This is a genomic window from Streptomyces coeruleorubidus, assembly GCF_008705135.1.
GTDB classification, from domain to species: Bacteria; Actinomycetota; Actinomycetes; order Streptomycetales; family Streptomycetaceae; genus Streptomyces; species Streptomyces coeruleofuscus.
In genome coordinates, this window is sequence record NZ_CP023694.1 from 8,674,033 (window position 1) to 8,688,606 (window position 14,574).

General features: G+C 71.4%; 13 protein-coding genes. 9 read left to right on the forward strand and 4 right to left on the reverse strand.

Translation table 11 applies throughout. From position 1 onward, the window contains the following. Positions 1 to 180 precede the first annotated feature (180 nt). The 6 genes from CP976_RS39520 to CP976_RS39545 all read left to right on the forward strand — a co-directional run bounded on the left by CP976_RS39520 (position 181) and on the right by CP976_RS39545 (position 7,073). Positions 181 to 1,296, forward strand: coding sequence for an ROK family protein (locus CP976_RS39520; protein WP_150484663.1), 1,116 nt, complete (start codon positions 181 to 183; stop codon positions 1,294 to 1,296). 275 nt (positions 1,297 to 1,571) lie between these two features. After that, positions 1,572 to 2,897 carry an extracellular solute-binding protein gene (locus CP976_RS39525; RefSeq protein WP_150484664.1) on the forward strand — a complete coding sequence of 442 codons (1,326 nt, stop codon included), beginning with the start codon at positions 1,572 to 1,574 and terminating at the stop codon, positions 2,895 to 2,897. Positions 2,898 to 3,021: 124 nt separating this feature from the next. Next, positions 3,022 to 3,933 carry a carbohydrate ABC transporter permease gene (locus tag CP976_RS39530; protein ID WP_150484665.1) on the forward strand — a complete coding sequence of 304 codons (912 nt, stop codon included), beginning with the start codon at positions 3,022 to 3,024 and terminating at the stop codon, positions 3,931 to 3,933. Beyond that, entirely contained in the window at positions 3,930 to 4,832 is a 903-nt protein-coding gene (locus CP976_RS39535) for a carbohydrate ABC transporter permease (protein ID WP_150484666.1), read from the forward strand. The genes CP976_RS39530 and CP976_RS39535 overlap by 4 nt, the downstream gene beginning before the upstream one ends. A 2-nt stretch (positions 4,833 to 4,834) precedes the next feature. Then, on the forward strand, positions 4,835 to 6,553 hold the full coding sequence (locus CP976_RS39540) for a hypothetical protein (protein WP_150484667.1): 1,719 nt from the start codon (positions 4,835 to 4,837) through the stop codon (positions 6,551 to 6,553). Positions 6,554 to 6,611: 58 nt separating this feature from the next. Then, on the forward strand, positions 6,612 to 7,073 hold the full coding sequence (locus tag CP976_RS39545) for a hypothetical protein (RefSeq protein ID WP_373304920.1): 462 nt from the start codon (positions 6,612 to 6,614) through the stop codon (positions 7,071 to 7,073). A gap of 7 nt (positions 7,074 to 7,080) precedes the next feature. Here CP976_RS39545 and CP976_RS39550 read toward each other — a convergent pair whose 3' ends face one another. The 4 genes from CP976_RS39550 to CP976_RS39565 form a co-directional block, all read right to left on the reverse strand. Next, positions 7,081 to 7,782, reverse strand: a complete 702-nt coding sequence (locus CP976_RS39550) for a maleylpyruvate isomerase family mycothiol-dependent enzyme (RefSeq protein ID WP_150484668.1) — start codon at positions 7,780 to 7,782, stop codon at positions 7,081 to 7,083. Between the two features lie 11 nt (positions 7,783 to 7,793). After that, the gene (locus CP976_RS39555) at positions 7,794 to 8,303 is read right to left on the reverse strand and encodes a GNAT family N-acetyltransferase (protein WP_150484669.1); all 510 of its coding nucleotides are present in this window, start codon (positions 8,301 to 8,303) and stop codon (positions 7,794 to 7,796) included. A 74-nt stretch (positions 8,304 to 8,377) separates the two neighbouring features. Then, entirely contained in the window at positions 8,378 to 8,989 is a 612-nt protein-coding gene (locus CP976_RS39560; protein ID WP_150484670.1) for a hypothetical protein, read from the reverse strand. A gap of 45 nt (positions 8,990 to 9,034) precedes the next feature. Then, positions 9,035 to 9,694 carry a nucleoside/nucleotide kinase family protein gene (locus tag CP976_RS39565; protein ID WP_150484671.1) on the reverse strand — a complete coding sequence of 220 codons (660 nt, stop codon included), beginning with the start codon at positions 9,692 to 9,694 and terminating at the stop codon, positions 9,035 to 9,037. 119 nt (positions 9,695 to 9,813) lie between these two features. On the opposite strand from CP976_RS39565, the gene CP976_RS39570 reads away from it, so the two are divergent. The 3 genes from CP976_RS39570 (at position 9,814) to CP976_RS39580 (ending at position 14,555) form a co-directional block, all read left to right on the forward strand. Next, complete coding sequence (locus CP976_RS39570; RefSeq protein WP_150484672.1) at positions 9,814 to 10,551, forward strand: HAD family hydrolase; 738 nt, start codon at positions 9,814 to 9,816, stop codon at positions 10,549 to 10,551. Beyond that, positions 10,548 to 12,902, forward strand: coding sequence for a glycoside hydrolase family 65 protein (locus tag CP976_RS39575; protein WP_150484673.1), 2,355 nt, complete (start codon positions 10,548 to 10,550; stop codon positions 12,900 to 12,902). The genes CP976_RS39570 and CP976_RS39575 overlap by 4 nt, the downstream gene beginning before the upstream one ends. A gap of 159 nt (positions 12,903 to 13,061) precedes the next feature. After that, a complete protein-coding gene (locus CP976_RS39580; protein WP_150484674.1) occupies positions 13,062 to 14,555 on the forward strand; it encodes a hypothetical protein in 1,494 nt (497 codons plus the stop codon). Positions 14,556 to 14,574: the final 19 nt, after the last annotated feature.

Here is a 14,574-nt window from a genome sequence, read left to right on the forward strand (position 1 = left end):
GCCAGTTGAAGAGGTAGGGAAGCCCCGGGACGGGCTTCTGCGGGCCACGGCAGGCGAGTACCGTGAAGTTCGTTAGGAAGTTAACTAACGAAGTAGGGTGCGCGTCAAGAGGCACGGAATCCCGATGCCGCGCGACCTTTGCCGCCGCTCTGCACGGCCGCAGCACGACCTGGGGAGACCATGCACCTGAGTGAGAGTGCCCGTGTGGTGTTCGACGTACTGGCCGGGACGGGCACGGCCACCCGCCCCCAGCTGGCGGCCGGCGCCGGCCTGTCCAAGCCGACCGTCTCCTCCGCCGTGGCCGAACTGGAGGCGGTCGAGCTCGCCGCCCACTCCGGCAGGGCCTCCGGGGGCACCGGCCGCAGTGCCGCGATCTACCGTCTGGGCCCGGCCGCCGGCGCGGTGCTCGCGGTCGATCTGGGGCCCGCCGTGACCCGGGTGCGCGGCTGCGCCCTGGACGGCACGCTGCTCGCCGAGGGCGCCGGGTCCAGGCCAAAGGCCGCCGACACGGTCCGCAAGGTCCTCGACGCCCTGCCCGCCGGGGCCCCGCTGCGGGCCGTCGTGGTCGCCGTCGGTGACGTCCCCATACGGGACCGCGCCGGGGAGCGCCCCGCGACCGCCAAGGCCGGACCCGTCTTCGACGCCATGGCCGTCGCCCTGCCCGAGGGCGTCCCCGTCCACCTGGAGAACAACGTCAACTGCGCCGCCCTCGCCGAGCTCCACGAGGGCGCCGCCGTCGGCCGCGACACCTTCGGCTACCTGCGCATCGGCGTCGGCATCGGCCTCGCCGTCGTCATCGGCGGCCGGGTGCTGCGCGGTGCGAACGGCGCCGCCGGTGAGGTGGCCCGGCTGCCCTACCCCTGGGACGACGACCGCGCCCCGCGCCACGAGGCCCTGGAGCAGCGCATGGGCTCGCGCACCCTGCTGCGCCGTGCGGCCGAGGCCTGGCAGGACGGCGACGGGCCCCGCCCGCGCACCGCCGAGCGGCTCCTCGCCCTGGCCGGGCAGGGGCATGCCACAGCCGGTGCCGTGGTCGCCTCGCACGCCGCCGACGTGGGCCGGCTCGCCGCCGCCGTCGCCGCCGTACTGGACCCCGGGCTGATCGTGCTGGGCGGCGGCACCGGCGCGGATCCGCAGCTCCTGCCCGGGGTACGGGCCGAGCTGGCCCGGCTGAGCTGGCCCACCGAGGTGGTCAGCAGTGTCGTGGGCGACACCGGCACGGTGGCGGGCGCCAGCAGGCTCGCGGTCGCCCATGGAATTCAAACCGTGACCGGAGCTGTGCGGGCGAAGCATTGACGGCCGCGCCATCGGTCTGCCAATGTCCGGACAAGCGCTTTCTGAGTCGGCCGGGACGCCGACTCCGGGTGAGCCTCCCGCCCGTACGCGAAGTACGGCAGCCGCACGAGGGCGTGCTTGTGCGACATCGGCCGTCATGGCCGGGGACCCCACCCGTCAAGGCGACGCGGCCGGGCGAGGCCGTGCCCCCGGAAAGCGAAACTTTCCCGCAAAATGCACCCGTGCCGCCTCGGCTGGCGCCGTGCTTCTTCCGCTACGACGAAAAGGGATTGAAGATGACCAGTCTGGGTGTGCGGCGCTCTCGCCGGCTCGGCCGCGGCGGCATACGCCGCGTTGTTCCCCTCGCTGCCGTGGCCACGGCAGGTGCCCTTCTGCTCTCCGCCTGCGGCGGGTCGGAATCCGGCTCGGGCGGGACCTCCAAGTCGCTGACGTTCTGGATCTCCACGGTTCCGGGACAGGACGCGGGCTGGAAGAAGATGGTGGCGCAGTACAAGAAGGAAACCGGCGTCAAGGTCAACCTCGTCAACATTCCCTACGACGGCTACGACGCGAAGCTGCGCAACGCCGCGCAGGCGAACTCCCTGCCCGACGTGGCGGCGGTGCCGAAGCTGGACCCGATCTGGGCGAACAAGCTGATCGACCTCGGCTCCATCGCCAACAACAAGAGCAACAAGATCAACAAGAACTTCATCGCCAAGGACTCGTCCGGGAAGGTGCTGTCCATCCCCTCGGACATCACCGCCTCCGGCCTGTTCATCAACGAGACGCTGTTCAAGAAGGCCGGCGTCTCCGTCCCCACCTCGCCCCAGAAGACCTGGACCTGGACCGAATTCATCAAGGCGGCGGACAAGGTCCGGGAGAAGACCGACGCCAAGTACTCCCTCACGTTCGACCAGTCGCCCTCCCGGCTCCGCGCCATGGTGTACGAGCTCGGCGGAAAGTACGTCCACGCGGACTCCTCCGGCAAGTTCTCGGTGGACGCCGCGACCAGGAAGGCCGTGAAGCGCTTCGTCGAGATGAACGACGACAAGACCATGCCGAAGTCGGTGTGGACCAGCGGCGCCGACCCGTCGGCCATGTTCCAGAGCGGTGACGTGGTCGCCTACTGGTCCGGCGTGTGGCAGGTGCCCGCCTTCGCGGAGAGCATCAAGAAGTTCGACTGGGCGAGCGTCCCGACTCCCGCCGAGCCGGTGCAGGCCAGCGACGTCAACAGCGGCGGCATGACGGTGGGCTTCAACAACAACGGCGACGCGGCCGCCGCCGCGACGAAGTTCCTGTCCTGGCTGTACGAGCCGGCCCACTACCAGGCGCTGTGCGAGGCGTCCGGGTTCCTGCCCGTCGAGACCGGCCTGAACCCGAAGTACCCCTTCAAGTCCGAGGCGGCGCAGGCGGCGTTCAAGCTGTACAACGAGTCGATCCCGCTGTACGCCCCGATCTCCGGCTACTTCAACACCGCGCAGACGAACTGGGTGCTGAAGGGCAAGAGCCTCACCGAGGACCCGACCAAGACGGAACTCGGCAAGGCGATCAACGGCCAGCAGTCGGCCGACAAGGCGCTGGACAACATCGTGGCCGGCTACAACCAGCAGGTCGGCGGCTGAGCGCAGGCCGGAAGGCCCGGGCGGCGGGGTCGAGACACCGCCGCCCGGCCTCGGGACCCACGCGATGCCGGGCTCATGGCCTGAGCCCCACAGGAACCCATTCCACCAGCACGGAGTCAGGAAGATGACCAAACGCGCCCCGGACGTGTCCGCGAGCCCGCCCAGGAGCCGCAGTAAGTACACCCTTGCGCCGCTCGTCCTCATCGCGGCCAACGTCGTGCTCTTCGCGCTGTTCTTCGTCTGGCCGGCGGTGATCGGGCTCGTCTACTCCTTCACGAACTACACGGGCGTAGGGGCGTTCCAGTTCGTCGGACTGGACAACTACCAGCACCTGTTCGGGGACTCCACCTTCTTCGACGCGCTGACCCGGACGCTGCTGTACACGGTGCTCTTCGTTCCGCTGAACTTCGTGTTCTCGCTGCTCATCGCCAACGTGCTGGTGAGCAAGCACGCCAAGGGCGTGTCCGTCGCCCGCGTCTTCTTCTTCATCCCGTGGCTGCTGTCACCCATCGTCGTGGGTGTCCTGTGGCGGTGGCTGTTCGGTGAGAACTTCGGACTGGTCAACTACCTCATCGAGAAGGTCGGCGGAAGCGCCGTGCCGTGGCAGTCGAACGCGGACCTGTCACTGATCGTGGTCGTGGTGGCGGCATCCTGGGCCTGGACGGGCTTCTCGATGCTGCTGTTCATCGCGGCGATCAAGAACGTACCGACGTCGTACTACGAGGCGGCCGCGCTCGACGGCGCCGGTCCGTGGCGCCAGTTCTTCAGCATCACCCTGCCGAGCATCGCGCCGACGTCCTTCATCGTCATCCTGCTCAACACGATCCACGGGATGAAGGAATACCCGCTGTTCGCCTCCCTCAACAACGGCGGCCCCGGCACGTCGAACAACCTGCTTGTTCAGTACATCTACCAGACCGGCTTCAAAGCGGGCCAGATCGGCTACGCGAGTGCCGCGTCGTTCGTGCTCATGCTCATCCTGATGGCCGTCGCGATCATCCAGCTGATGGTCAACCGGCGGGTGGAGAACCGATGACAACCACAGACATGCCGCGCAAGGCCGACGCCGATTCCGCACGGGCCGTCTCCAGGAAGCGGCCCCGCGGCGCGGTCGGCGGCGGGCTTCGGCGCGCGGTGCCCGCGACGACACTGCTGTGGGTCCTGGCGGCCCTCTACGGGCTGCCGGTGCTGTGGTTCGTCCTCAGCTCCTTCAAGCCGGCGGGAGACCTGTTCTCCCTTCCACTGACGCTGTTTCCGGAAGACCCCACCGTGTCGGGTTACAAGGCGGCGTGGGACAGTGCCAACTTCTCCCAGTACTTCATCAACACGGCCATCGTGTGCGTGATCGCGACGATCCTCACGGTGGGAGTCAGCTGTTGCACGGGGTACGCGCTGGCCAAGTACGACAACAAGTGGCTCAAGGTCTTCTTCGTCGGCATCCTGGCCACCACGATGCTGCCGGGCGAGGTCATGCTCGCCCCGCAGTTCCTGGTGGTCCGCGACCTCGGCCTGTACAACTCGCTCGCCGGCATCATCCTCCCGGCCGTGCTCACCGCCACCGGATGCTTCATGTTCCGTCAGTTCTTCCTGACGGTCCCCGACGAGCTCATCGAGGCCGCCCGCATCGACGGGGCGCGTGAGCTGTCGATCTTCCTGCGGATCATGGTGCCGATCTCCCGGCCCATCATGCTGACGCTCGCCATCCTGTCGTTCCAGTGGCGGTGGAACGACTACATCTGGCCGCTGCTGATGCTCAACGACCCCGAGAAGTTCACCGTGCAGATCGGCATCCAGAGCCTCGTCGGGGCGCAGAACATCAACTGGTCGGTGGTGCTCGGTGGATCGGTCATCTCCATGATCCCTTTGATCCTCGTCTTCCTGGTGTTCCAGCGTTACGTCATGAACGCCAACATCAATGCCGGACTGAAGGACTGACCTTGCCCACCCCGCTCGACCACGAGTTCGTCCGCGCGGTGGCCGGCGCCGCCGACCGGTCGGCCGCCCCGCTGGCGGCCCGCCCCGGCGAAGCACCCGCCGGTGTGACCCACCGCGCCCTGGCGCGCCGGGTGAAGACCCTGGTCGCGGCGTACCGTTCCCCGGACTCGGCGCTGCACGGCAGCGGGCAGGCCGTCGCCGCCACGATGACCCACCTCGGCGCCCTCCGGGCCGCGCAGACCACCACCGGCCTCTTCGCCGGCGGCGACAACGTGCAGTCACCGCCGGACTCCGCGTTCACCGTCAACGACGTGTGCGACGCGCACGTCCTCGCCGCGGGCGCGGGGCCGGAACTGCGCGGCGTCACGGCCGCGCTCGCCGAGATCGCCGGCGCCGCCTGCGAAAGTCTCCTGACCGGTGGGGTGCACACTCCCAACCACCGCTGGGAGCTGTGCGCGGCCCTGACCCGCCTGCATCGGTCGTTCCCCGACGACCGGCTGCTCCGCCGTGTCGAGGAGTGGCTGGCCGAGGGCGTCGACATCGACGCGGAGGGCCTGTACTCGGAACGGAGCGCCAACTACGCGGCCCACGTGACCAACCCTTCGCTGCTGCTGCTGGCCGACGTGCTCGGCCGCGGCGACCTGCTGGACGCGGTCGAACGCAATCTCGCCATGACCCTGGACCTCATCAGGCCGGACGGCACGGTGGAGACCGTCCACTCGCGACGGCAGGACCAGCACGACCCGTTCCCGCTCGCGCCCTATCTGCCGCACTACCGGCTGCTCGCGATCCGCACCGGCCGGGGCGACTTCAGCCGGGCGGCGCGGCAGGCGGCCGCCGACGGCATCGACGACCCCGGCCTGCTCGCCGAGACCCTCCTCACCCCGGAGCTGTGCCGCGTCCTGCCGGCACCGGCCGCACAGGCGCTGCCGCGCGACCGGTACCTCACCACCGCGGGCCTCGCCGTACGCGCCTCGGCCACCGCGCACACGGTGGTTTACGGCGGCTCCGACGTGCCCGAGCACCGGCGCATCCGCTCGGGCCTCGCCTGCAATCCCACCTTCCTGCGCCTGTTCGCCGGCGACGCGGTCCTCGACGCGGTCCGCCTCTCACGGGGCTTCTTCGACCTGGGCCCGTTCCGCGCCGCCGACATGCAAGGGCTCGCCGACAGCCGCTACCGGCTCACCGAAACCCTCTCGGCCGCCTACTACCAGCCGCTCCCGCCGGACCGGCGACGGGAGGACGGCGCCTACCGGATGGCGGACGAGGGACGCTTCTCGGCCGCGATGGCCTTCCCGGACCGGCCTGGGGACGAGGTCTCCCACACGACCCGCGTCGAGGTGGACCTGAGGGAGAACGGTGCTGACCTGCGGATCGACATCAGCGGACCACGGGCGCCCTGGGCCCTCGAACTGACCTTCCGGCCGGGTGGCGTGCCGGAGGGCGCCGCACCGATCGGCGACGGGCGCTGGTGCCTGACGGCCGGGCCGATGACCTACCGGGTCGGTGACGACGAGATCCGGATCGAGGCCGACGTGGAGTCAGGCGAACCGCTGGCAGGGCCCGACCGGAGCGACGTCCTGCGGTACGACCCGGGGCAGGACTACACCGTGGTGGGCGGCACCGATGCCACGACCGGGAACCGCGTCTACGTCGGTGGACATGGCCCGCACACGCTGACCGTCGCACTGCGCGCCCGCCGGGCCGCACCTGTCGTGTGATCCCTGACCCCGACGATCCACATCATGGCCACCTCAGGCATGAAGGGCTGATCCACCCGTGCACCTCCCTCACCAGCGCGGCCCGTTGCACGACCTCCCCGACACCCCGGAGGCGTACGACGCCGTCCTCGCCGACGTCACCGAGCAGGCCCTGGCCCGCATGACGCCGGAGGGCAACCTGGAACACCCCGACTGCGTCGACGACATCGGCGACACCTCGGAACAGGCGGCGTTCGCCCTGGCCCTCGACCCGCGCGGCTATGGCAACCCCGACGAGGGCTGGCGCCACCTGGTCGCCTCCTCCGCCCTGGAGGCGGAACCGGCCCCCGGCGCACCCGAGGACCTGCACGTCTTCGCGGTCCGCTACGGCCCGGGCGACGAGGAGTTCACACCGGCGTTCGAGAGCGAGGGCACGGCCCTCACGGTCCGCACCGAGGCGTTCACGGCGGTGATCGGCGAGGCGGCGGGCGACGCGAACGCCGAACCGGAGCTGACGCTGTCCTGCGGAACGGACGCCTGAGAGCAGTTCACCTACGGCCCTGCGGCGGATGCGGCGGCCAGGGCCCGAGCACGGGCAGCCCCTCCGCCGCCACCGGCGACGTGGCGGGTGTCCGGCCGGCCAGCCAGGCGGCCAGGTCGCGCACCCGCCCGGTGACCATCGTGCCGGTCCGGTCACCGACGGACCATTCCCGCAGCACGTCCTCGGCGCGTACGCCCGTGCCCGCCGGCAGCCGGCACAGCAGGAAGTCGATGGCGTGACAGGCCAGTTCCGCGGGCCAGTCCTCCGGCCGGACGCCGAGGTCCAGATCGACCATGTGAATCCAGGCCTCACGCCAGCGGGCGTAGACCGTCGCGGCGACGTCCGCGTTGCGGAACGTCACCGGACGGCCCCAGTCGGCGTCGCCGAAACGCGCCCAGACCGCCTCCAACTCGGCGTTCCGGGAAGCGAGTTCGGCACGATGACCGGCGGCACTGCGGCCCGCGCCGGCCTCAATGATCGCGTTGCGCTCGTCCACGCCCCCGTCGTAAGCGGGCACGAGCTCTCCCCGCAGGGCGTGTTCCGCGAGACGGGCGAACATCCGGGCGTTGTCGGCGAGATGGGCCAGGACATGCCCGCGCGACCAGCCGGGAAGGGCGGACGCCGCACGGACCTGCTCGTCGTCGAGCGGGCCGACGAGGCGTGCCAGCACACGGTGGGCCTCGATCACCTCGGTCACAGGAGCTCGCACGGATGTCTCTCCTACACGTCGGAGGCGGGGTTCACGACGTCCGGTGCCTGAGCGGCGAGTTCCCTGAGGGGCTCACCACTGAGCCGGCACACCTTCCACTCCTCCAGGAGTTCCACCCCGAGCGACTTGTAGAAGTCGATCGTCGGTGTGTTCCAGGCCAGGACCCACCACTCGAAGCGGTCATAGCCGTTGCTCCGGCAGGTCGCGGCGAGGGCGGCGAGGAGGGCCTTTCCGTGTCCAGCGCCGCGCGCCCGCGGCCGTACGTAGAGGTCTTCCAGGTGCATGCCGCGCGTGCCCGTCCAGGTCGAGAAGCGCGGGAACCACAGGGCGTAGCCCACGGCCTCGCCCGTCCCGTCGTCCTCGGCGATCAGCGCGTAAGCGGCCGGATGCTCACCGAACAGCGCCTCTCGCAGCTGCTCCTCGGTGGCCCGGGCCTGCTCAACGGCTCGTTCGTACGCGGCGAGTTCGCGGATCATCGCCCGGATCTCGGGGATGTCGTTCAGGGCGGCGGACCTGATCATGCGACCGATCATGCCTCATCGCGGGTGCGGCCGGGAAACGGATTGCGGGCACAGGTGAACCGCGTGAGTCCGCGTCACAACGGCAGACCGACCAGCCCCCACCCGCGCCGGCCGGCCTCCGTCACCACCACGCCCCACTCCCGCAGCAGCCCCGAGAACTCGTCGAAGTCCTCGATCCACCGCCCGGGGCACGCGGCATGCACGCCGTACTGCTCGCGCAGGCTCTCCAGCAGGGGCTCGGCTCGTGCCCAGCGGCCGGCCAGCGCGGACACGGTCGCGGGCGGGCAGGCGAGCAGCAGCCGACGGCGCCAGGGATCGGGGTCCGCGGGGAACAGGCCGGAGACGGTGTCGTCCTCGGTGCCGGTGCCGTCGTCCCGGATCAGGCCTTGCAGGAACGCGTCCAGGTGCGCGCGCTGTTCAGGCCCGGCATGCTCCCGCACGTCCTCCCAGGCCTGCCCCGCCCAGAAGTGCGGCTTGTAGGAGCCGGTGGTGCCATGGAACTCGTACCGGCCGCACCACGGCACGCCCGACGCGGCGGGCCACACCCAGCCCCGCTCGGGCTCCGCGTCCCAGTCGCATTCGTCCTCGGGCAGCGCGGCGTCTTCGAGCAACGCGTACCGCTCCTCGAACGGCGTCCTTTCGAGCCGCTCCCAGTCGACTGCCAGCACCGTGATGTCCAAGCCCATGCGGGCACCCTAGGCGCGTGATCGATGCCGGGTCATGCGCATGGTTCACGCCCGCACGCGCGGCAGCGCCGACCCCGGCACCACCAGGTCGGCCCGCCCCCGGGTCGTCGCGACCAGTTCGGCGTTGGGCTGGTCCGAGCGGGACACCCAGGCCCGAGCCTCCTCGTGCGTCTTGCCGAACTGCTCGTGCCGGACGACCAGTCGGCGGATCCGCTCCGGCTCGGGAAGTTCGCAGAACCACACCTCGTCGAGGAGAGGGCGGACACGGGACCAGGCCCCGGTGTTCAGGAGGAGGTAGTTGCCCTCGGTGATGACCAGGCGGGCCGCAGGCGGGACCGGGATCGCGCCGGCGAGCGGCTGTTCCAGAACCCGTTCGAAGGCGGGGGCGTAGACGATGTCGCCGGCGTGCGTCTCCTCGCGCAGGCGCGCCAGCAGGGCCGCGTAACCGGCCGCGTCGAAGGTGTCGGGCGCGCCCTTGCGGTCGCGCAGGCCGAGGCGCTCCAGTTCGGCGTCGGCCAGGTGGAAGCCGTCCATGGGGACATGCGCGACCCAGGGGGCGCCCGATCCGTTCAGGTCCCGGACCAGGTGCTCCGCGAGCGTCGACTTGCCCGCGCCGGGGCTGCCGGTGATGCCGAGGATCGCGCGCCGGCCGCCCCGGGGCAGGGCGCGGGCACGGCGGACGAGGTCGTCGAAGGTGAGCGGCACGGAAGAGAGTCTGTCACCCGCGTCCGGGCTCGGGCACCGAGAGCCCCGTGCCCCTCGCGCCCCCTGCGTGTGGCGTGCGCCACTCACTGGAACACCACCGGGAGGGAAACCGGTCCTGTATGACGCAGCTCGGACTCCCCGAAGACATCCACGCCTGCCTCTTCGACCTCGACGGCGTCGTCACGAGGACGGCCGTCGTGCACGCGGCCGCCTGGAAGGAGATGTTCGACGCCTTCCTGCGCGAACGCGACGGCGCGGACTTCCGGCCGTTCGACGCGTCCGACTACGACGAGTACGTCGACGGCCGGCCACGCGCCGACGGCGTGCGCACGTTCCTCGCGTCCCGCGGCATCGACCTGCCCGACGGCGACCCCGACGACCCACCCGGCGCGCAGACCGTGCACGGGCTTGGCAACCGCAAGAACGAGCTGGTCCTCGAGAAGATCCGCACCGAAGGCGTCGAGGCCTACGACGGCACCCTGCGTTATCTGGAGGCGGTCCGCGCGCATGGCCTGAGCACCGCGATCGTCTCCTCCAGCGCCAACTGCCGTGACGTGCTGCGCTCGATCGGCGCCGAGCACTTCTTCGACGTACGGATCGACGGCGTGGTCGCCGCCGAGCGCGAGCTGCCCGGCAAACCGCACCCCGACACGTTCCTGGCCGCCGCCGAGGACCTCGGCGTCCAGCCGGCCGAAGCGGCCGTCTTCGAGGACGCCCTGGCCGGCATGGACGCGGGCCGCGCGGGCCGTTTCGGATACGTCGTCGGTGTCGACCGCGTGGGACAGACCGACGCGCTGTACGCGCACGGCGCCGACGTCGTGGTGAAGGACCTCGCCGAACTGGGGGACGCGGAGTGATCACACAGCGGGCGTACAACGTCGAACCCTGGACGGTGCGCGAGACGGAGCTCAATCTCGACCTGCTGGCCCAGAGCGAGTCGGTGTTCGCCCTGTCCAACGGCCACGTCGGCTGGCGCGGCAACCTCGACGAGGGCGAACCGCACGGCCTGCCCGGCTCCTACCTCAACGGCGTCCACGAACTGCACCCGCTGCCGTACGCCGAGGCCGGCTACGGCTATCCCGAGTCGGGCCAGACGTCCATCAACGTCACCAACGGCAAGGTGCTGCGCCTGCTGGTCGACGACGAGCCGTTCGACCTGCGCTACGGGCGGCTCGTCGCCCATGAGCGGACCCTGGACCTGCGGCGCGGCGTGCTGGAACGGGTCTGCGAGTGGACCTCCCCGGCGGGCTCGACAGTCCGGGTGCGCTCCACCCGGTTGGTGTCCCTCACCCAGCGGGCGATCGCCGCCGTGGCGTACGAGGTGGAGCCCGTCGACAGCCGTACCCGCGTGGTCGTCCAGTCGGAACTGGTCGCCAACGAGAGCCTGCCCGCCCCGGACGGCGACCCGCGCGCCGCTCGGGCGCTGAAGTCGCCGCTGGAACCGGAGGAGGACCTCGCCTCGGGCAGCCGGCTGCGCCTGGTCCACCGCACCCGGCGCAGCGGCCTCAGGGTCGCCGTGGCCGCCGACCACCTCGTCACCGGCCCGGAACGGACCACGACCAGCAGCGAGAGCAACGTGGACGTGGCCCGGCTGACCATCACCTCCGTCCTGGAGCCGGGGGAGCGGCTGCGGGTGGAGAAGCTCGTCGCGCACGGCTGGTCCGGCGCGCGCTCCCGGCCCGCGATGAGCGACCAGGTCGAGGCGGCGCTGGCGGCGGCCGCGCACAGCGGCTGGTGGGGGCTCCTGAAGGACCAGCGGGCCTACCTCGACGACTTCTGGGCACGCGCCGACGTCGAGATCGACGGCGACGAGGAGATCCAGCAGGCCGTCCGCTTCGCCCTCTTCCACGTCCTCCAAGCCGGCGCGCGCGCCGAACAGCGCGCCATCCCCGCCAAGGGCCTCACCGGCTCCGGCTACGACGGCCACGCCTTCTGGGACACCGAGGCGTTCGTGCTGCCGGTGCTGACCTACACCGCGCCGGCCGCGGCCGCCGAGGCCCTGCGCTGGCGCCGCGACACCCTGCCCGCCGCCCGGGAGCGCGCGGCCCAGCTCGGCCTGCGCGGCGCCGCGTTCCCCTGGCGCACCATCGAGGGCTCGGAAGGCTCCGCGTACTGGCCGGCCGGCACGGCCGCCTTCCACGTCGGCGCCGACATCGCGGACGCCGTGGTGCGGTACGTGGCGGCCACCGGCGACGAGGAGTTCGAGCGCGAGGCCGGAGTGGAGCTGCTGGTGGAGACCGCCCGCCTGTGGCGCTCCCTCGGCCACCACGACGACCGCGGCGTCTTCCACATCGACGGCGTCACCGGGCCGGACGAGTACAGCGCGATCGCCGACGACAACACGTACACCAACCTCATGGCCCGGGCGAACCTGCTGGCCGCCGCCGACGCCTGCAAACGCCACCCCGACGAGGCGGCCCGGCTCGGCGCCGACGAGGAGGAGCGGGCCGCCTGGCGGGACGCCGCCGAGGCCGTGCACGTCCCGTACAACGAGGAGCTGGGCGTGCACGAACAGCACGCCGGCTTCACCCGCTACCAGCGCTGGGACTTCGACCGCACCGGCCCGGACCAATACCCGCTGATGCTCCACTTCCCGTACTTCGACCTGTACCGCAAGCAGGTCATCAAGCAGGCGGACCTCGTCCTGGCGATGTACACCTGCGGCAGCTTCTTCGAGGAGTACTTCGACGAGGAGCAGATCGCCCGCAACTTCGCCTACTACGAGCCGCTGACCGTACGGGACTCCTCCCTGTCGGCCTGTGTCCAGGCCGTCATGGCCGCCCGGACCGGCCATCTGGACCTGGCCTGCGCCTACACGGCCGAGGCCGCCCTGATGGACCTGGGGGACCTGGAGCACAACACCCGCGACGGACTGCACATCGCCTCGCTGGCCGGCACATGGATGGCGCTGGTCGCCGGGTTCGGCGGCATGCGGTGTGCCGACGGCGGCCTGCGGTTCGCGCCGCGCCTGCCCGAGAGGTACAGCCGGCTGGCCTTCTCGGTGGGGTTCCTCGGCCGGTGCCTGCGGGTGGAGCTGACCGCCGGGCAGGCCACGTACACCCTGCGCTCGGGTCCGCCCCTGACGATCCGCCACCACGGCAGCGAGGTGACGGTGAGTGAGGACGTCCCCGTCACCCGTCCCGTTCCCCCGCCGACCCGGCGTCCGGCCCCGAGCCAGCCCCCGCACCGCGCCCCGAACACCCGCTGACCCCCCGGATCGCGTCAGGCACTTGGCCGTATTCCGCTCTGCATGTCCCCACCCCGCGGGTTAGTTTGGCCGTGTTTTCCGATTATCGGACTTCCATCATCGGCCTGCGGGCCGTGGAGGTCGCAGCGGCCCTACGCGCGTAGGGGTAAGGGGTGGACGATGTCCGACGGTGCGAACGCCATCCTCGTTCGTATGCGAAGACGCGAACAGGCGGCCGCATCGAGGACCCCCCGCAGGAGAGGCGTCGACAGACCGCTCGCCGCGCTCGCCGCCGTCTTCGTCCTCGCGCAACTCGTCCTCGTCCGGCCCGTCCTCGGCCTCGGCTGGGACGAGATCGTCTACGTCAGCCAGGTCACCTCCCACACCCCGGCGGCCTTCTTCAGCGCACCGCGCTCCCGGGGCGTGTCCCTGCTCGTGGCGCCCGTCGCATCCTGGTCGTCGTCCGTCCCGCTGCTGCGCGTCTACCTCGCCCTGCTGTCCGGCCTCGCCCTCTTCCTGGCCCTGCGCGCCTGGCGGGGTCTGTTCCCGACCCGGGTCCTGGTCCTCGGTGGCGCCCTCTTCGCCTCCCTGTGGGTGACCCTCTTCTACGGTCCGCAGGCCATGCCCAACTACTGGGTCGCGATCGGCGCCCTGATCAGCGTGGGCTGCTTCCTGCGGGCCCGGGCGGACCGATCCGCCCGGGCGGCGCTGTGGGGCATCGCGGCGGGCGCCGCCCTCATGGCGTGGATGCGGCCCACCGACGCGGTCTGGGTGACCGTGCCGCTGCTCGTCCTCACCCTGGTCCGCCGCCACTGGCGACTCCTCCTCGCGCTCGCCGCAGGCCTCGCGGCCGGCGCCGTCGAGTGGGTGATCGAGGCCTACCTCGGCCACGGCGGCCTCGGACAGCGGCTGTCGGACGCCTCCCGCATCCAGGGCGGACTGGGCTGGCAGATCGCCGTCGACGACCAGCTGCGCAGCCTGGGCGGACGGGCCCTGTGCCGGCCGTGCACCGTGCCGATGCCCAACCCCCTGGTCACCGTCTGGTGGTTCGCCCTGCCCGTCCTGGCCGGACTCGGCCTGGTCGTCGCGGCCCGGGCCCGGCGCCTGGGACGGACCCTGATCCCCCTGGCCTGCGCCGCCACGGCCGCACTGCCGTACCTGTTCATGATCGGCTACGCGGCACCCCGCTTCCTCCAGCCGGCCTACGCGCTGCTCGCGATCCCGGTCGCCGACGCCCTGTGGCACCTGGTCAGGACCCCGGGCGGAAAGTGGCGGCCGGTGGCCGCGGCGCTGGTCGCGCTCGGCCTGGCCGGGCACCTGGCGGTGCAGATCGCCGTCCTGGAAGGCGCCGTCTCCCGCAACACCGAGAGCCGCCGCGACTGGGACCGCACCGCCGGAGAACTGCACCGCCTCGGCGTCCGCCCGCCCTGCCTGCTCACCGGCCACGAGGCCATCCCGATCGGCTACTACACCGGCTGCTCCTCGGGCGCGACCGCCGGCCACAACGAGAACACCACGGCGGCGGACATCCTGCGCACCGCGGACCGTCTCCCGGTCGCCCACATCGCACCGGCCGGCGGCACCCCTCCCCGCTACGCCCGCACCTGGCCCGTCCACCGGATCTCGGACCTGGATGTCCGCGTCGCACCGCCCGCGCGGCGGTCCGGCCCCTGACGCCGCACGGCACTCCTGC